The organism is Roseomonas sp. FDAARGOS_362 (assembly GCF_002754815.1).
Classification (GTDB): domain Bacteria; phylum Pseudomonadota; class Alphaproteobacteria; order Acetobacterales; family Acetobacteraceae; genus Roseomonas; species Roseomonas mucosa.
In genome coordinates this window covers 92,666-106,110 of record NZ_CP024584.1, presented here as the reverse complement: position 1 = coordinate 106,110, position 13,445 = coordinate 92,666, and the positions used below count along the sequence as shown (strand labels likewise).

General features: G+C 67.3%; 16 protein-coding genes and 3 pseudogenes. 13 read left to right on the top strand and 6 right to left on the bottom strand.

What is annotated here, in order from left to right; genetic code table 11:
• Positions 1-129: 129 nt before the first annotated feature.
• Together CTJ15_RS03570 and CTJ15_RS24065 are read right to left on the bottom strand one after the other, a co-directional pair.
• Positions 130-309 (bottom strand): hypothetical protein, encoded by a 180-nt coding sequence (locus CTJ15_RS03570; RefSeq protein WP_126281794.1) that lies wholly within the window; start codon positions 307-309, stop codon positions 130-132.
• A gap of 265 nt (positions 310-574) precedes the next feature.
• On the bottom strand, positions 575-820 hold the full coding sequence (locus CTJ15_RS24065) for a hypothetical protein (protein WP_151904022.1): 246 nt from the start codon (positions 818-820) through the stop codon (positions 575-577).
• 97 nt (positions 821-917) lie between these two features.
• Here CTJ15_RS24065 and CTJ15_RS03565 point away from each other — a divergent pair, with 97 nt between their 5' ends.
• Genes CTJ15_RS03565 through CTJ15_RS03560 form a run of 3 tightly spaced genes read left to right on the top strand, consistent with a single transcriptional unit; the run spans position 918 to position 3,084 of the window.
• Entirely contained in the window at positions 918-1,613 is a 696-nt protein-coding gene (locus tag CTJ15_RS03565) for a ParA family protein (RefSeq protein WP_099781159.1), read from the top strand.
• Positions 1,613-2,038, top strand: a complete 426-nt coding sequence (locus CTJ15_RS23785) for a hypothetical protein (protein WP_126281793.1) — start codon at positions 1,613-1,615, stop codon at positions 2,036-2,038. The genes CTJ15_RS03565 and CTJ15_RS23785 overlap by 1 nt, the downstream gene beginning before the upstream one ends.
• Positions 2,035-3,084, top strand: a complete 1,050-nt coding sequence (locus CTJ15_RS03560; RefSeq protein ID WP_099781158.1) for a replication initiator protein A — start codon at positions 2,035-2,037, stop codon at positions 3,082-3,084. The genes CTJ15_RS23785 and CTJ15_RS03560 overlap by 4 nt, the downstream gene beginning before the upstream one ends.
• Positions 3,085-3,896: 812 nt before the next feature.
• Here CTJ15_RS03560 and CTJ15_RS03555 read toward each other — a convergent pair.
• Both CTJ15_RS03555 and CTJ15_RS24180 read right to left on the bottom strand, forming a co-directional pair.
• Positions 3,897-5,125, bottom strand: a protein-coding gene (locus CTJ15_RS03555) for an IS3 family transposase (RefSeq protein ID WP_226945918.1) whose coding sequence is annotated in 2 segments (ribosomal slippage) — positions 3,897-4,810 and positions 4,810-5,125 — 1,230 coding nt in all. Because the reading frame shifts where the segments join, the coding sequence is not laid out codon by codon here.
• A gap of 118 nt (positions 5,126-5,243) precedes the next feature.
• Positions 5,244-5,417, bottom strand: coding sequence for a hypothetical protein (locus CTJ15_RS24180; RefSeq protein WP_193009569.1), 174 nt, complete (start codon positions 5,415-5,417; stop codon positions 5,244-5,246).
• Between the two features lie 161 nt (positions 5,418-5,578).
• Between CTJ15_RS24180 and CTJ15_RS03545 the strand changes: the two genes are divergently transcribed.
• The 7 genes and pseudogenes from CTJ15_RS03545 to CTJ15_RS03520 all read left to right on the top strand — a co-directional run bounded on the left by CTJ15_RS03545 (position 5,579) and on the right by CTJ15_RS03520 (position 10,504).
• Positions 5,579-6,940 carry a transposase gene (locus CTJ15_RS03545; protein ID WP_099781156.1) on the top strand — a complete coding sequence of 454 codons (1,362 nt, stop codon included), beginning with the start codon at positions 5,579-5,581 and terminating at the stop codon, positions 6,938-6,940.
• A gap of 38 nt (positions 6,941-6,978) precedes the next feature.
• Positions 6,979-7,269 carry a transposase gene (locus CTJ15_RS03540; protein ID WP_099781155.1) on the top strand — a complete coding sequence of 97 codons (291 nt, stop codon included), beginning with the start codon at positions 6,979-6,981 and terminating at the stop codon, positions 7,267-7,269.
• 24 nt (positions 7,270-7,293) lie between these two features.
• Positions 7,294-7,584, top strand: coding sequence for a transposase (locus CTJ15_RS25260; protein ID WP_369923417.1), 291 nt, complete (start codon positions 7,294-7,296; stop codon positions 7,582-7,584).
• Positions 7,581-8,435, top strand: a complete 855-nt coding sequence (locus tag CTJ15_RS03535) for an IS3 family transposase (protein WP_369923415.1) — start codon at positions 7,581-7,583, stop codon at positions 8,433-8,435. The genes CTJ15_RS25260 and CTJ15_RS03535 overlap by 4 nt, the downstream gene beginning before the upstream one ends.
• Positions 8,401-9,450: pseudogene (locus CTJ15_RS03530) on the top strand (IS3 family transposase); the annotation flags it as partial. The gene CTJ15_RS03535 and the pseudogene CTJ15_RS03530, both read left to right, overlap by 35 nt.
• Positions 9,451-9,587: 137 nt before the next feature.
• The gene (locus CTJ15_RS03525; protein ID WP_019463191.1) at positions 9,588-9,932 is read left to right on the top strand and encodes a hypothetical protein; all 345 of its coding nucleotides are present in this window, start codon (positions 9,588-9,590) and stop codon (positions 9,930-9,932) included.
• Positions 9,933-9,946: 14 nt separating this feature from the next.
• Complete coding sequence (locus CTJ15_RS03520; RefSeq protein ID WP_226945917.1) at positions 9,947-10,504, top strand: transposase; 558 nt, start codon at positions 9,947-9,949, stop codon at positions 10,502-10,504.
• Between the two features lie 23 nt (positions 10,505-10,527).
• On the opposite strand, the pseudogene CTJ15_RS24590 reads toward CTJ15_RS03520, so the two are convergent.
• Positions 10,528-10,689: pseudogene (locus CTJ15_RS24590) on the bottom strand (IS5/IS1182 family transposase); the annotation flags it as partial.
• Positions 10,690-10,769: 80 nt separating this feature from the next.
• Here CTJ15_RS24590 and CTJ15_RS03510 point away from each other — a divergent pair.
• Genes CTJ15_RS03510 through CTJ15_RS03500 form a run of 3 tightly spaced genes read left to right on the top strand, consistent with a single transcriptional unit; the run spans position 10,770 to position 13,139 of the window.
• Positions 10,770-11,189, top strand: a complete 420-nt coding sequence (locus CTJ15_RS03510; RefSeq protein WP_099781116.1) for a transposase — start codon at positions 10,770-10,772, stop codon at positions 11,187-11,189.
• On the top strand, positions 11,186-11,542 hold the full coding sequence (gene tnpB / locus CTJ15_RS03505; RefSeq protein WP_027281944.1) for an IS66 family insertion sequence element accessory protein TnpB: 357 nt from the start codon (positions 11,186-11,188) through the stop codon (positions 11,540-11,542). The genes CTJ15_RS03510 and tnpB overlap by 4 nt, the downstream gene beginning before the upstream one ends.
• A 13-nt stretch (positions 11,543-11,555) precedes the next feature.
• The gene (locus CTJ15_RS03500; RefSeq protein WP_099781115.1) at positions 11,556-13,139 is read left to right on the top strand and encodes an IS66 family transposase; all 1,584 of its coding nucleotides are present in this window, start codon (positions 11,556-11,558) and stop codon (positions 13,137-13,139) included.
• A 41-nt stretch (positions 13,140-13,180) separates the two neighbouring features.
• Here CTJ15_RS03500 and CTJ15_RS03495 read toward each other — a convergent pair.
• Positions 13,181-13,435: pseudogene (locus CTJ15_RS03495) on the bottom strand (transposase); the annotation flags it as partial.
• Between the last annotated feature and the right edge of the window lie 10 nt (positions 13,436-13,445).

Here is a 13,445-nt window from a genome sequence, read left to right as displayed (position 1 = left end):
GATGCGCCTCATCTCGTCTTACGTTCAGTAAGACTAGGGCTTGTACCCCGCCCCCTCAAGGGTCATCGACACCTGCGGACCGCGTGTGCCGCAATCATGGCCCTCCCCGGCCACAGCGTCTCCCCGTCCCTATCCCTCCCGTTCCGCCGAAAGCGGGCAGCAGGCCCCGGCGGTGACATTGGCCAGCCGGCTCAGCCGCAGCGCCGTGACGCTGCTGCCCGGCACCGCCGCGGCGATGTGCTGCAGCACCGGGATCCGGCCCAGCACCTGCTCGCTCACCGCCTGCGCCACCAGGTCGGCCCCCGACACGCCGGCCGCCGTCGACACCGCCCGCCGGGCAAGGTCTCCTCCGCCGCCAGCAGCATCGGCCCGGTCGAAGGAGCGGGGGAGTCACCCTCTCTCTCCCCTGCCCCGTCCGTAGTTGTTGCACCAGTTCAGGGACAGCGCGGTGCCTACCGCACCCGACACGCTGGGCAGCAACGCGGCGGATGGAAGGCCCGGCGGTCGGCCGCCGAAACCATAATTTCCAGGTAAGGCTACAAGCCACCTTCACCAGCCGCGTCCTCTACCAGTGTCAAAAGCGCTGTAGCTCGGCCGGGCTGGCACCAAGCCCCTGACCGCTCACCTCCCCAAGCCCGTGCGCGACCAGTTGAAGCTGCTGGCCGCCGAGCTGAGCCGCACCATGCCATAGCCTGATGCCGAGGCCCTGAACGGCCTGTTCGAGCGGTACGGCAAGCCGCCGATCACGCTGGCGGATGCGATGAAGCTGACAGCAAACCGTCGTCAGACGGCTGACAGCCGCTAGACTGACAACAGCCATCCAATAGAGAACAGTGTGCCAACTGTTGTCTATTGACAAACTGACGACAGTTTGAGATCCTTTCGGAGGGGAGACATCTAATCGGGGGAATCATTCGATGCCGACCATATCTCTTGCCAGCTCCAAAGGTGGTGCTGGCAAGTCCACGACAGCCGTCGTCCTGGCGACCGAGCTCGCCGCGCGTGGCGCGACCGTCACTCTCATTGATGCCGACCCGAACCAGCCGGTCGTCCGATGGAGCCGGAAGGCCGGGAAGCCAGAAGGTGTCATCGTCATCGGCGGCGTCACCGAGGAAACAGTGTCGGAGGTGATCGATGAGGCTGCCGGCCAGACGCAATTCGTCATTGTCGACTTGGAAGGCACAGCGTCCGTCATGGTCGCCTATGCCATGAGCCGGTCGGATCTGGTCGTCATACCGATGCAGGGGTCGGAACTCGACGGTGTCGAGGCGGCCAAGGTGATCGGCTTCATCAGGCGGCAGGAGAAGGCCTACAAGCTTTCGATCCCATACGCCGTCCTGTTCACTAAGACGAACCCGGCCGTCCGGCCGCGGACGCTGAAAGCGCTTGAAGCGGACTTCCTGAAGCAGGGCATCCCCGTTTTCTCGACCGCCCTGCATGAACGGGACGCGTTCCGCGCCGTGTTTAGCTTCGGCGGCGGCCTGACCAGCCTAGCCGACAAGCCTGTCGGCGGATTGAAGCCCGCAGCCGAGAACGCCCGCGCCCTGATGACCGAAGTCGTAACCCGCCTGGATAAGCAGGCGGCGCCAGCCCAAGCCGCGGAGGTCGCATAATGTCCGACATACGCCCCAGCATCTTCGCCGAGGCCTCTGACGACGACGTCGACCTTACCCGTTTCGCGCCGAAGGCTCTGAAGCCACCGCCTGTGCCGGCCGCCGACATACGCCGCCTGTCCGAGGAATCCGGCTTTCCCAGTCGCGCGCCGTCAGCTGGCGACAGACAGACAACAGTCGCACAACTGTCAACTGTTGGCGTTTTGCCAGCTCCTGTGCGCCGTCCCGCAAAGACCGGCCGGACCCAGCTGTTGAACGCCCGTGTCACGCCGAAGGCGCTTGAGCGCTATCATACGATCGTCGCGGCCGAGCAGCAGCGGTACGAGGCCGGGGAAATCACGCATAAGCCGACGCTCGGTGAGATCGTCGAGATGGCCCTGGCGGCCCTGGAGAGGGAGCGCGCCAAGAAGGGAAGGGGGGCATGAGCGGAAAGCGCCCGGTCGTCCGGCCCCAGCTGGACCTGTTTGTCCCGTTCCTGTCCGACATTGATCTGCGCGACCAGATGGAGCTGATGGAGCGGCCGTTCTTTAGCCTGTCCAAGAACAAGCGGATGAGGGAGATCGACTACAGGAGCCCGGACGGCACAGTCAGCCTCAAGGTGAAGCCGCACCAGGCCTATGGTATGGCGACGATCTGGGATGCCGACATCCTGATCTGGGCGGCGTCGCAGCTGAGCAGCATGAAGAACAAGGGCGTCAACGACCTGCCCCGCACGCTGCACACCCGCACCTATGATCTGTTGAAGGCGATCGGCCGCGGCACGGGCGGCGACCATGCGAAGCTGCTGGTCGCCGGCATCGCTCGCCTTAAATCGACGATGATCGAGACGAACATCGGCCGCAAGGACGGAGAGGAGATGGCGATCTTCAGCTGGATCGACGCCGGCGGCATGAAAAAGCGTCGGCGGCGGGACGGCATACTGGTCGGTGACGACGATGCCGGGATCTCGATCACGCTGTCGGATTGGTTCTATCGCCGCGTGCTGGACGACCGCGCCCTGCTGACGATCGACCCGGCCTATTTCGCGATCACCGGCGGTCGCGAACGCTGGCTGTACCGCGTCGCGCGCAAGCATGCCGGCGGCAACGGCGGCAACGGCTTCGCCATCAGCTTCCCAACTCTGTTCGAGAAATCCGGTGCCGAGGGCACCTATCGGCGCTTCAAGTTCGAGCTGCTGAAAATCATCGAGCGCAACGCGCTGCCAGGCTTCGACCTGTTCCTGGAGACGGGGAGGGGAGGGGACCCAGCCCTGCGTATGGTGCGCGCGACGGAGCCTAAGGCCGAGCCGGCGGACGATCAGCTCCTGGTCATCCGGCCGGCGCTGTCGGATGAGACGCTGGCGTTCGTCCGTAAAGCGCGGCCGCGCATCGATGTCTACGCCCTGAAGGCCGACTTCGACCGGTCGCTGGACCGGCAGCTCGACCCGGATGATTATCAGGCGGCCTTCCGGTCCTTTGCCTGCCCTCGCTGACCTGCGTCACACAAGCAAAGCCGCAGAACTCCGCCGTTCCCGATCTGCCGATGGATTGGAGCGGTGACGTGCGACTAGGCTCAACCTACTGACTTTCCATAGACTTACGGGGTGCACGTTCGGTCATCGGCAGATCGGGAACGCTCCATCGGCAGATCGGGAACGCCCGCATCGGCAGATCGGGAACGCTCCATCGGCAGATCGGGAACGCCTCTGAAACGTAAGATACTGATTCCAGAGCAGGAATTTCGCCGAAAACCGGGCCTAACTCTTTAACTCTAGAATCTACTTAACCCTTTAACCCGTTAAGGTTCCATCGGACGCTCGCCGGCCTGTGGATAACAGCCTTGACACCGCACACGGCAGCACCTCAGCTTTGCTCACCGGCGGGCGATGTGGCCCGCCAGCAGGCGCGCAGATGGCCGCCTCAGTGACTGTTTGAGCAATCAGCGATGAGCGAGTCGTAGCGCTCGTAGTCCCGGACCAGACGCCGCCAGCGGATCATCCCTCTGGCGGCGCGTCTTTCGGGTCCACATCCCGAGCTTGAATCACCCCATGCGGCCCCTGCCAACCCTTTCTCAAATAGGCATAATCGGGCGGGCTCCTCTCGACTCGAGGTCGTAGGCTCGGCCTTGGCAACACTGGCATAGGGAAAGCCGCCATGGAGCGAGGTGGTTCCCGGATTTTGGACAGTTCGATAAGCTCGGTTTGCCTCGAGAAGGACGGACCCGATGGAGGACACACCGCACTGGACCGTCGCGTTGTCGAGAAACCGGTCACGCCCTGGCCTTGCCCCACTTTCACGGACACTGTTACGCGGCTGATGCCGCTGTTTGGAATGTCGCTGCCTTCTGCTCGGGGGTGAGATAGCCGAGCGCCGAATGCAGGCGGCGTCGATTGTAGAAGCCCTCCAGATACTGGAACACGTCGGCCCTGGCCTCGTCGCGAGTGAGGTAGTCGCGCTGCTCGACGAGTTCGCCCTTCAGGGTGGCATAGAAGCTCTCCATCGGCGCGTTGTCCCAGCAGTTCCCCTTGCGGCTCATCGAGCAGAGCATGCCGTGCTCGGCGAGCCGGCGGCGATAGCCATGGGCGGCATATTGCACGCCGCGATCCGCATGGTGCAGGAGGCCAGGGGCGGGCCGTCGGCAGGCGATCGCCATGTCGAGTGCGGCCAGGGCGAGTTCGTGGCCGAGGTGGTCCGCCATGGCCCAGCCGACCACGCGGCGCGTGCACAGGTCCAGCACCACGGCCAAGTACAGCCAGCCCTCGGCGGTCCACAGATAGGTCAGATCGGCCAGCCAGACCCGGTCGGGCGCGGCGGCCGTGAAGTCGCGATCGAGCAGGTTGGGGGCGACCGGGAAGGCATGCCGGCTGTCGGTGGTGCACCGGAACCGGCGACCACGCCGTGCCGACAGCCCCATGCCGCGCATCAGCCGCGCCACCCGCTTGCGGCCAACCCGCCGTCCTTGGGCGCGCAGCGCGGCATGCACGCGCGGGCTGCCGTAGCGGCCACGGCTGTCGGCGTGCGTGGCCCGGATCTCGGCTGCGAGGACCCGGTCGGCCGCCGCCTGCCTGCTCTCCGGCCGGCGAGCCCAGTCGTAGTAGCCGCTGCGGCTCACGCCCAGCACCTCGCACAGGATGGCAACCGGAAAGACGGCGACGTGATCGCGAATGAAGCCATAGCTCACCTCCGGTCCGTCGCCTGGCCGAAGATGAGCGCCGCTCGCTTTAAGATGTCGCGCTCCATGCGCAACCGCTCGACCTCGCGCCGCAGCCGCCCGATCTCGGCCGCCTGCTCGGCCGGGCTCGGGCCGACGCGACGCGCCGGCGCCGCCGGTGGTGTCGGAACCGTCAGCGCCGGCGCGCCGCTCCCCACCGCCGTGCCCGTCGGCGCCCAGCGCAGCCAGCTGCGCACCAGCCGGTCCGGTAGGCCCAACTCGGCCGCCACCTGCGATACCGACCGCCCACCGCGGACCGCTGCCACCGCCTCCAGCTTGAACGCCTCCGGAAAGAACCGGCGCTTTCCGCTACCCTCTGCCATCCGTACCTCCAGGCCCTTCAGCCTATCAGAGGTGTCCGTCACAGCGGGACAGGGCCACCCATCGCGAACTTGGCGCCCGACAATCGCAGAGCCAGCCGTTAGTTCCGTCCAGCAATTGTTACCGGATCAGAGTGACCAGTTCGGAGTAGGGCAGCAGCAGCGGGTCGGCGGTGAGCAGACGCAGTGGTCCGGCCATGGCCTGGGCCACCAACAGGCGGTCGAACGGGTCGCGGTGGTACAGAGGCAAGCCAGCCACCTGCGCCGCGGCATCAGCGCGCACCGGCAGTTCCACGAAGCCAGCCTCCACAACGCCGCGGGCTACCTCATGCGGATCGAAGGCGAAATCAGGACGTCCGAGGCCGGCCTTAGCTCGACTTTGGCCATCTGAGGCAGGCGTAGGCGGCGAGGCGGGTGACTGGCTAGGCTGGCGTGTCCCCGCCAAGAGACGCCGCCATGCTTCACCTGCCATCCCGCTTCGCCGCGGTGATCCTGAGCTTTGCGCCGCTGTTTTTCCAGCGCAGCTGGCAACACGCGGAGGTGCTGCTGATCGGGGCTATCCTGGCACCCGGCAAACGTACGGTGACCAGCCTGTTGCAGATCAGCGGGCTCGCGCAGGAGCGGCGCTTCGTGAACTATCATCGGGTGCTCAACCGGGCGGTCTGGAGCCCCCGGGCAGCATCGCGTCTTCTGCTGGCGCACCTGATCACAGCCTTCGCGCCGGATGGGCCAGTCATTCTGGGCATTGACGACACGATTGAGCGGCGCCGTGGCAAGCGGATTGCGGCCATGGGCATCTACCGCGACCCGGTACGCTCCAGCCACGGCCACTTCGTAAAGGCTTCTGGCCTGCGTTGGATCAGCCTGATGCTCTTGGCACCTGTTCCCTGGGCCGGTCGGGTTTGGGCGCTGCCGTTCCTGTCCGCGCTGGCGCCCTCGGAACGGTTTTGTCGCGACCAGGGACAGCGGCACAAGAAGCTCACCGACTGGGCCCGCCAAATGATCCTGCAGACACGCCGCTGGCTTCCTGGGCGGGACATCGTGCTGGTCGGCGACAGCGGCTTTGCAGCCCTGGAACTGCTGGCTGCGCTGACCCGGCACAGGATCACCGGGGTCACGCGCCTGCGGCTCGATGCCGCGCTCTATGACCCGGCGCCACCCCGGCTGCCTGGCACCAATGGTCGGCCCCGTACCAAAGGGGCGCGCCGGCCCAACCTGGCGGAGGTGCTGGTCCGCACCGATACATGCTGGCAGCGCATGGTGGTCCCCCGCTGGTACGGTGGGGGCGAGCGTCACGTCGAGATCTGCTCGGCCACTGCCGTGTGGCGTCATGGCGGGATGCCCATCGTGCCGATCCGCTGGGTGCTGGTCCGCGATCCTCATCGCCGGTTCGAGCCGCAGGCCCTGCTGTGCACCGAGCCTGATCGAACGCCGGAGCAGATCCTGTTCTGGTTCATCCAGCGCTGGCAACTGGAGGTGACCTTCCAGGAGACCAGGGTGCATCTTGGGGTCGAGACTCAGCGACAGTGGTCGGACCTCGCCATCGCCCGCACCACGCCATGCCTGCTCGGGCTGTTCTCCCTCGTCACCCTCCTGGCCGCCCAGCTCAGAACCTCAGAACGCAGAGCCGCAATGAGCAGCGCCTGGTACCGCAAGGACCGTCCGACCTTCAGTGACACCCTCGCCGCCGTGCGGCGGCACATCTGGCGTGAGCAAGGTTTCCTCACATCCCGGCACAGCGGTCACAGCACAAAACCTCGGCGAGCGCTCCAGCACGCCTGGGCTTACGCCATCTGCCATGGCCCTGTCCCGCTGTGACGGACACCTCTGATAGGCTGAAGGGCCTGGAGGTACGGATGGCAGAGGGTAGCGGAAAGCGCCGGTTCTTTCCGGAGGCGTTCAAGCTGGAGGCGGTGGCAGCGGTCCGCGGTGGGCGGTCGGTATCGCAGGTGGCGGCCGAGTTGGGCCTACCGGACCGGCTGGTGCGCAGCTGGCTGCGCTGGGCGCCGACGGGCACGGCGGTGGGGAGCGGCGCGCCGGCGCTGACGGTTCCGACACCACCGGCGGCGCCGGCGCGTCGCGTCGGCCCGAGCCCGGCCGAGCAGGCGGCTGGACTTTCCCGGGTGGAGTGGAGAGCGCTCAGGTAAGGTCGTGAGGAGCGGGAGGGCGCGATGGGAGATCCACGTCAGCGGGGCTGGACGGAGGAGTTCAAGCGGGAGGCGGTCCGGCTGCTGTCGACGAGCGGGCGGAGGGTGGGCGAGGTGGCTGCCGACCTTGGGGTGGGCCAGTCGACGCTGACGCATTGGCGGCGCCGGTTCCAGGAGGCGGACCTGCTATCCGGACCACATCCGGATACGGAGCGGGAACTCGCGCGGCTGCGGCGGGAGAACGAGATCCTGCGTCAGGAGCGGGACCTGCTAAAAAAAGCGACGGCCTTCTTCGCCAAGGAGACAAGTCGATGAGGTTCCGGCTCATTGATGCGGAGAAGGCGACGGCACCGGTGTCGCGTCTGTGCAGCATGCTCGGTGTGAGCGTCAGCGGCTACTATGCCTGGAAGGCCAGGACAGCCAGCCGACGCCAGCGGCAGGACCTGATCTTCCTGGCTCACATTCGCGGCCACTTCGCCTGTTCCAACGAGACCTATGGCAGTCCACGCATCCATGCGGACCTGAAGGCCCAAGGCCTTGCGATCGGGCGTCATCGGGTGGCCCGGTTGATGCGCGACAACGGCCTAAGGGCTCTGCAAAGGCGACGGTTCAAGCGCACCACGGACAGCCAGCATAACAACCCGGTCGCTCCGAACCTACTGGAGCAGAACTTCGCGGCCACGGGGCCGAACCAGAAGTGGGGCAGCGACATCTCGTATATCTGGACCGCCGAGGGCTGGCTCTACCTGGCCATCGTGGTGGACCTGTACTCCCGTCGGATCGTTGGCTGGGCTGTGAGTGAGCGGCTGAGAAAGGGGCTGCCCATGGCGGCACTTCAGAAGGCCTTGGTCATGCGCAGACCGCCGCCGGGCCTGGTGCAGCATTCTGATCGGGGCAGCCAATATTGCTCTGGCGCGTACCAGCAGATGCTGTGCGATGCAGGCATCGCCAGCTCGATGAGCGGCAGGGGAAACTGCTTCGATAACGCGATGGTCGAAACCGTGTTCAAGACCCTGAAGGTGGAGCTGGTCTGGCGAACTGTCTTCCTGTCACGCCAGCACGCTGAACGGGCACTTGGCCGCTATATCGACGGCTTCTACAATTCGCGGCGACGGCACTCAGCGCTTGGTTACCAGAGCCCTTGTGCCTTCGAGGCGGCGACATAGTTCAACAGCCGCTCTCCACTTTCCCAGGACAAGTCCAGGCCGAGATCGGGCGGCTGCGGCGCGAGGTCGAGCGGTTGCGCATGGAGCGCGACATCTTAAAGCGAGCGGCGCTCATCTTCGGCCAGGCGACGGACCGGAGGTGAGCTATGGCTTCATTCGCGATCACGTCGCCGTCTTTCCGGTTGCCATCCTGTGCGAGGTGCTGGGCGTGAGCCGCAGCGGCTACTACGACTGGGCTCGCCGGCCGGAGAGCAGGCAGGCGGCGGCCGACCGGGTCCTCGCAGCCGAGATCCGGGCCACGCACGCCGACAGCCGTGGCCGCTACGGCAGCCCGCGCGTGCATGCCGCGCTGCGCGCCCAAGGACGGCGGGTTGGCCGCAAGCGGGTGGCGCGGCTGATGCGCGGCATGGGGCTGTCGGCACGGCGTGGTCGCCGGTTCCGGTGCACCACCGACAGCCGGCATGCCTTCCCGGTCGCCCCCAACCTGCTCGATCGCGACTTCACGGCCGCCGCGCCCGACCGGGTCTGGCTGGCCGATCTGACCTATCTGTGGACCGCCGAGGGCTGGCTGTACTTGGCCGTGGTGCTGGACCTGTGCACGCGCCGCGTGGTCGGCTGGGCCATGGCGGACCACCTCGGCCACGAACTCGCCCTGGCCGCACTCGACATGGCGATCGCCTGCCGACGGCCCGCCCCTGGCCTCCTGCACCATGCGGATCGCGGCGTGCAATATGCCGCCCATGGCTATCGCCGCCGGCTCGCCGAGCACGGCATGCTCTGCTCGATGAGCCGCAAGGGGAACTGCTGGGACAACGCGCCGATGGAGAGCTTCTATGCCACCCTGAAGGGCGAACTCGTCGAGCAGCGCGACTACCTCACTCGCGACGAGGCCAGGGCCGACGTGTTCCAGTATCTGGAGGGCTTCTACAATCGACGCCGCCTGCATTCGGCGCTCGGCTATCTCACCCCCGAGCAGAAGGCAGCGACATTCCAAACAGCGGCATCAGCCGCGTAACAGTGTCCGTGAAAGTGGGGCAAGGCCAGCCACGCCGCGTGATGGCCAAAGTCGAGCTTAGACCCTGTTTTGCTCTGTTGAAACCTTCTGATTGAGGGCAGCGCTGGGAGGGTCGAGTTCTGGATGCGAGGTTCTCGATGCGCAGCATGACGAAGTCGGCGGTACGGGTGGCACGCGAGGCCTTGGCCGCTGGGCGCCGAACCTTCCCGGCCTACGGCAGCCGGACCTCGCGGCACGACTTCACCCAGGCCCAGCTCTTCGCCTTGCTAACGCTGCGCCAGTTCCTGCGGACTGACTACCGGGGCCTCGTTACCCTGGTGGCCGAATGGGGGGAGCTCCGAAAGGCTCTCGGGCTGCGGAAGGTGCCGCACTATTCCACCCTGGCCTACGCAGCGCGCCGCCTTCTGCCGGAGGCAGAAAAAGGGGGGTCTTCCACCACGCCCAGGTGGTCATCCTCGGGCGGGCCCGGGCTGCCGGCCTGATCGACGCCTCTCCGTTGGCGGCGGTCGACGCCACGGGGCTGGAAACGCGCCATGTCAGCGAGCACTTCGGCAAGCGTCGCGGCGAGGGCAAAGGCTTGGGTCATCGACAGCGTGCCTGGCCCAAGCTGACCGCGGTGCTCCACATCCACTCGCACCTGATCGTTGGCGCCGTGACAGGCATCGGCCCGAGCCAGGACTCGCCGGACTTCGCCCCCGCCATGCGACAGGCCGCGAGCATCATGACCTTTGGCACGGTGCTGGCCGATGCCGGCTACGATGCCGAGCACAACCACCGCCTCTGCCGCGAGGAACTCGGCATCAGCCGGAGCGTCATCGCCCTGAACCGCCGCAACACCGGCCGGCGCTGGCCGAAGACGCCCCACAGGCGAGCCCTCCGGCAACGCTTTCCTCGCGTGCTCTACCACCAGCGCTGGCACATCGAGAGTGGCTTCAGCCAACACAAACGTCGCCTCGGCTCCGCACTCACCGCCCGAGGACATCAGGCTCAGCGACGCGAACTCATCCTGCGTGTCCTGACCCACAACCTCATGCTCCTCGCCGAAGCCGCATGAGCCTTTCAACAGAGCATCCCGGCATCGTAGCCGCGGACACCTTTCACGCCGACACCGCCCGAGCGGACGGATTGGGCGTCCAGCACCGCCGCTGTCGGTGAGGCCTCTCGGCCGACCCGCTCGCGGTCGGCCATGATGAGGGCGTGCGCCAGTCGCTCGAAGGTGCCCCGGCGCGAGAGGGTAAGCGCAGCTTTGAGGCCCGTCTTCCGGAGTAGGTCCTGATTGTGCTGGATCGGCTTGGGGCGGAGGGCTTCGAGCTATCGGTATGGACGACGTTAGGGACGACGCGAAGGGTGGCGGGTACCGCCGGATCGAGGTTCTGACGGGACCTGGCCGGCGGCGGATCTGGTCTGACGACGACAAGGCGCGGATTGTCTCGGAGACGCTGCAGCCTGGCGCGGTGGTCACCGAGGTGGCGCGCCGCTGGCAGGTCTGCCCGCAGCAGGTGTTTGGCTGGCGTCGCAAGATGCGGCTTGGGGTGGCCGGTGAAGCCAGAGCAGCGATGGACTTCGTGCCCATCGTGTCGGCGGCTCCGGCGGCCACACCGGAACGGGCGCCCTCGTGGGTCGCGCCGGGTCCTGTCATCGAGGTCAAGGTGGCTGGCGCTGTGCTGCGTGTCCCACCGGGCACCGACGCGGACCTGTTGACGACGCTGTTGCGGGCCATCCGGGCGTCCGCGACGTGATCACACTGCCTGCGGGGGCGCGGATCCTGCTGGCGAGCCAGCCCGTCGACTTTCGCAAGGGCGCGCATTCGCTGGCCGCGCTGGCGGCGGAGGTGCTGAGCGAGGATCCGTTCTCCGGCGTGGTGCTGGTGTTCCGCTCGAAGCGCGCTGACCGGGTCAAGATCGTGGTGTGGGATGGCAGCGGCCTGGTGCTGATCTGGAAGCAGTTGGAGGCCAACACGTTCCGCTGGCCGCCGGTGGTGGACGGCGCGCTGCGGCTGACGCAGGTGGAGTTCGCCGCGCTGTTTGCGGGGATCGATTGGACGCGGGTCCAGAGCACGAAACGGATTCCCACGCCGAGCGTGCCTGCGTAGCATCGGTACCACGATGCGCGCCGCTGCTGACGACACACCGACCCTGCCGGAGGATCCCGCGGCGCTGCGCGCGATGCTGCTGGCGGCCTGGGCGGAACGGGACGACGCGGTAGCCGAGCGCGACGCGCTGGCGGCGCGCAACGAGCGGCTGCGACACCTGCTGGGCAAGCTGCAGCGCATGCAGTTCGGGCGACGCTCGGAGCGTCTGCCCGAGGACCAGTTGCAGTTCGCCTTTGAGGAGGTCGAGGCGAGCCTAGCCGGCAACGAGGCTGAGGCGGAGAAGTGCTCGCCCGAGCTGCGCAAGACGAACACCGCCCAGCGCCGGGCGGGCCGTGGCCGACTACCGGCACACCTGCCCCGGGTGGAGGTGGTGCTGATGCCCGAGAGCACCGCCTGCCCGTGCTGCCAGGGCGCCCTGGTCGAGATCGGCGCCGACACCTCGGAGCGGTTGGACGTGATCCCGGCTCAGTTCCGGGTCTTGGTGACCAAGCGCCCGAAGCTGGCCTGCCGCGCCTGCGCGGGCGTTGTGCTGCAGGCACCCGCACCGGCCCGTCTGATCGAGGGCGGCATGCCGACCGAGGCCACCGTCGCCCATGTGCTGGTGTCGCGCTACGCCGACCACCTGCCGCTGTACCGCCAGGCGCAGATCCTGGCGCGCCAGGGCCTCACCATCGGCCGCGAGGTACTGGCCTCCTGGGTGGGCATGGCCGCCGCCGAGATCGCCCCGGTGGTGGCGCGGATGCGCGAGCTCCTGCTCGCCTCGGTCCGGCTATTTGCCGATGAGACCACCATGCCGGTGCTGGACCCGGGCCGGGGACAGACCAAGACGGGCTTTGCCTGGGTGATCGCGCGCGACGACCGGCCCTGGGGTGGCACCGACCCGCCCGCGGCGGTGTTCCGCTACGCCCCCGGCCGTGGGGCGGAGCATGCCCGGGCACTGCTGGCCGGCTACACGGGCATCCTCCAGTGCGACGGCTACGCCGCCTACAAGGGCCTGGCCGCGCCGGAGGGGGGCGGCCCCGGCGTGACACTGGCGTTCTGCTGGAGCCATGCCCGTCGTGAATTTTATGACCTGGCCCGGAAGAAAACAGCGCCGATTGCCACCGAGGCGTTGGTCCGTATCGCCGCCCTCTACGCCGTCGAGGCAGAGGTCAGGGGCAAGCCGCCCGACGAGCGCCGTGTCGTCCGGCAGGCCAGGAGCCGACCCCTGGTCGAGGACCTGTTCACCTGGCTCGAGCAGCAGCTGGCGCGCCTCCCAGGTGGTAGTCCGACGGCAGGGGTAATCCGCTATGCCCTGAATCACCGCCTCGGCCTGGAACGGTTCCTGGATGACGGCCGCATCGAGCTCGACAACAACACCGTCGAGCGCGCCATCCGGCCTCTCTGCCTGAGCCGAAAGAACGCCCTGTTTGCCAGCGGAGATGATGGGGGCCGCCGCTGGGCCGACCTCGCCTCCCTGGTCGAGACCTGCAAGCTCAACGGCGTCGACCCGCAGCGCTACCTTGCTGACCTGCTCACCCGCCTCGTCCACGGCTGGCCTAACAACCGCCTCGATGAACTCATGCCGTGGCACTGGGCCGACGCGAAAACCGTCTGACCCATACCGCACCCAACAAGGGTCCGTAGGCCTCGCTTACGCGAGAGGCGCAGGAACCAACGGTGCACGGTCCCGGGCGGCGGGAAGTCGCGGGGCAGATGCGCCCAGGCGCAGCCGGTACGGAGCACGTAGAGGATCGCATCGACCACCCGCCGCATCGGCCAGGACCGGGGTCGTCCGGTCCTTGCAGGGCTTGGCAAGAAGGGCTCGACCAGGGCCCACTCGGCATCGGTCAGGCACGTTGCATAAGGCTGGGAGCCGCGCGCAAGCTGCGCGCGGGCGGCAGGGGTCCACATGGGCCACCTC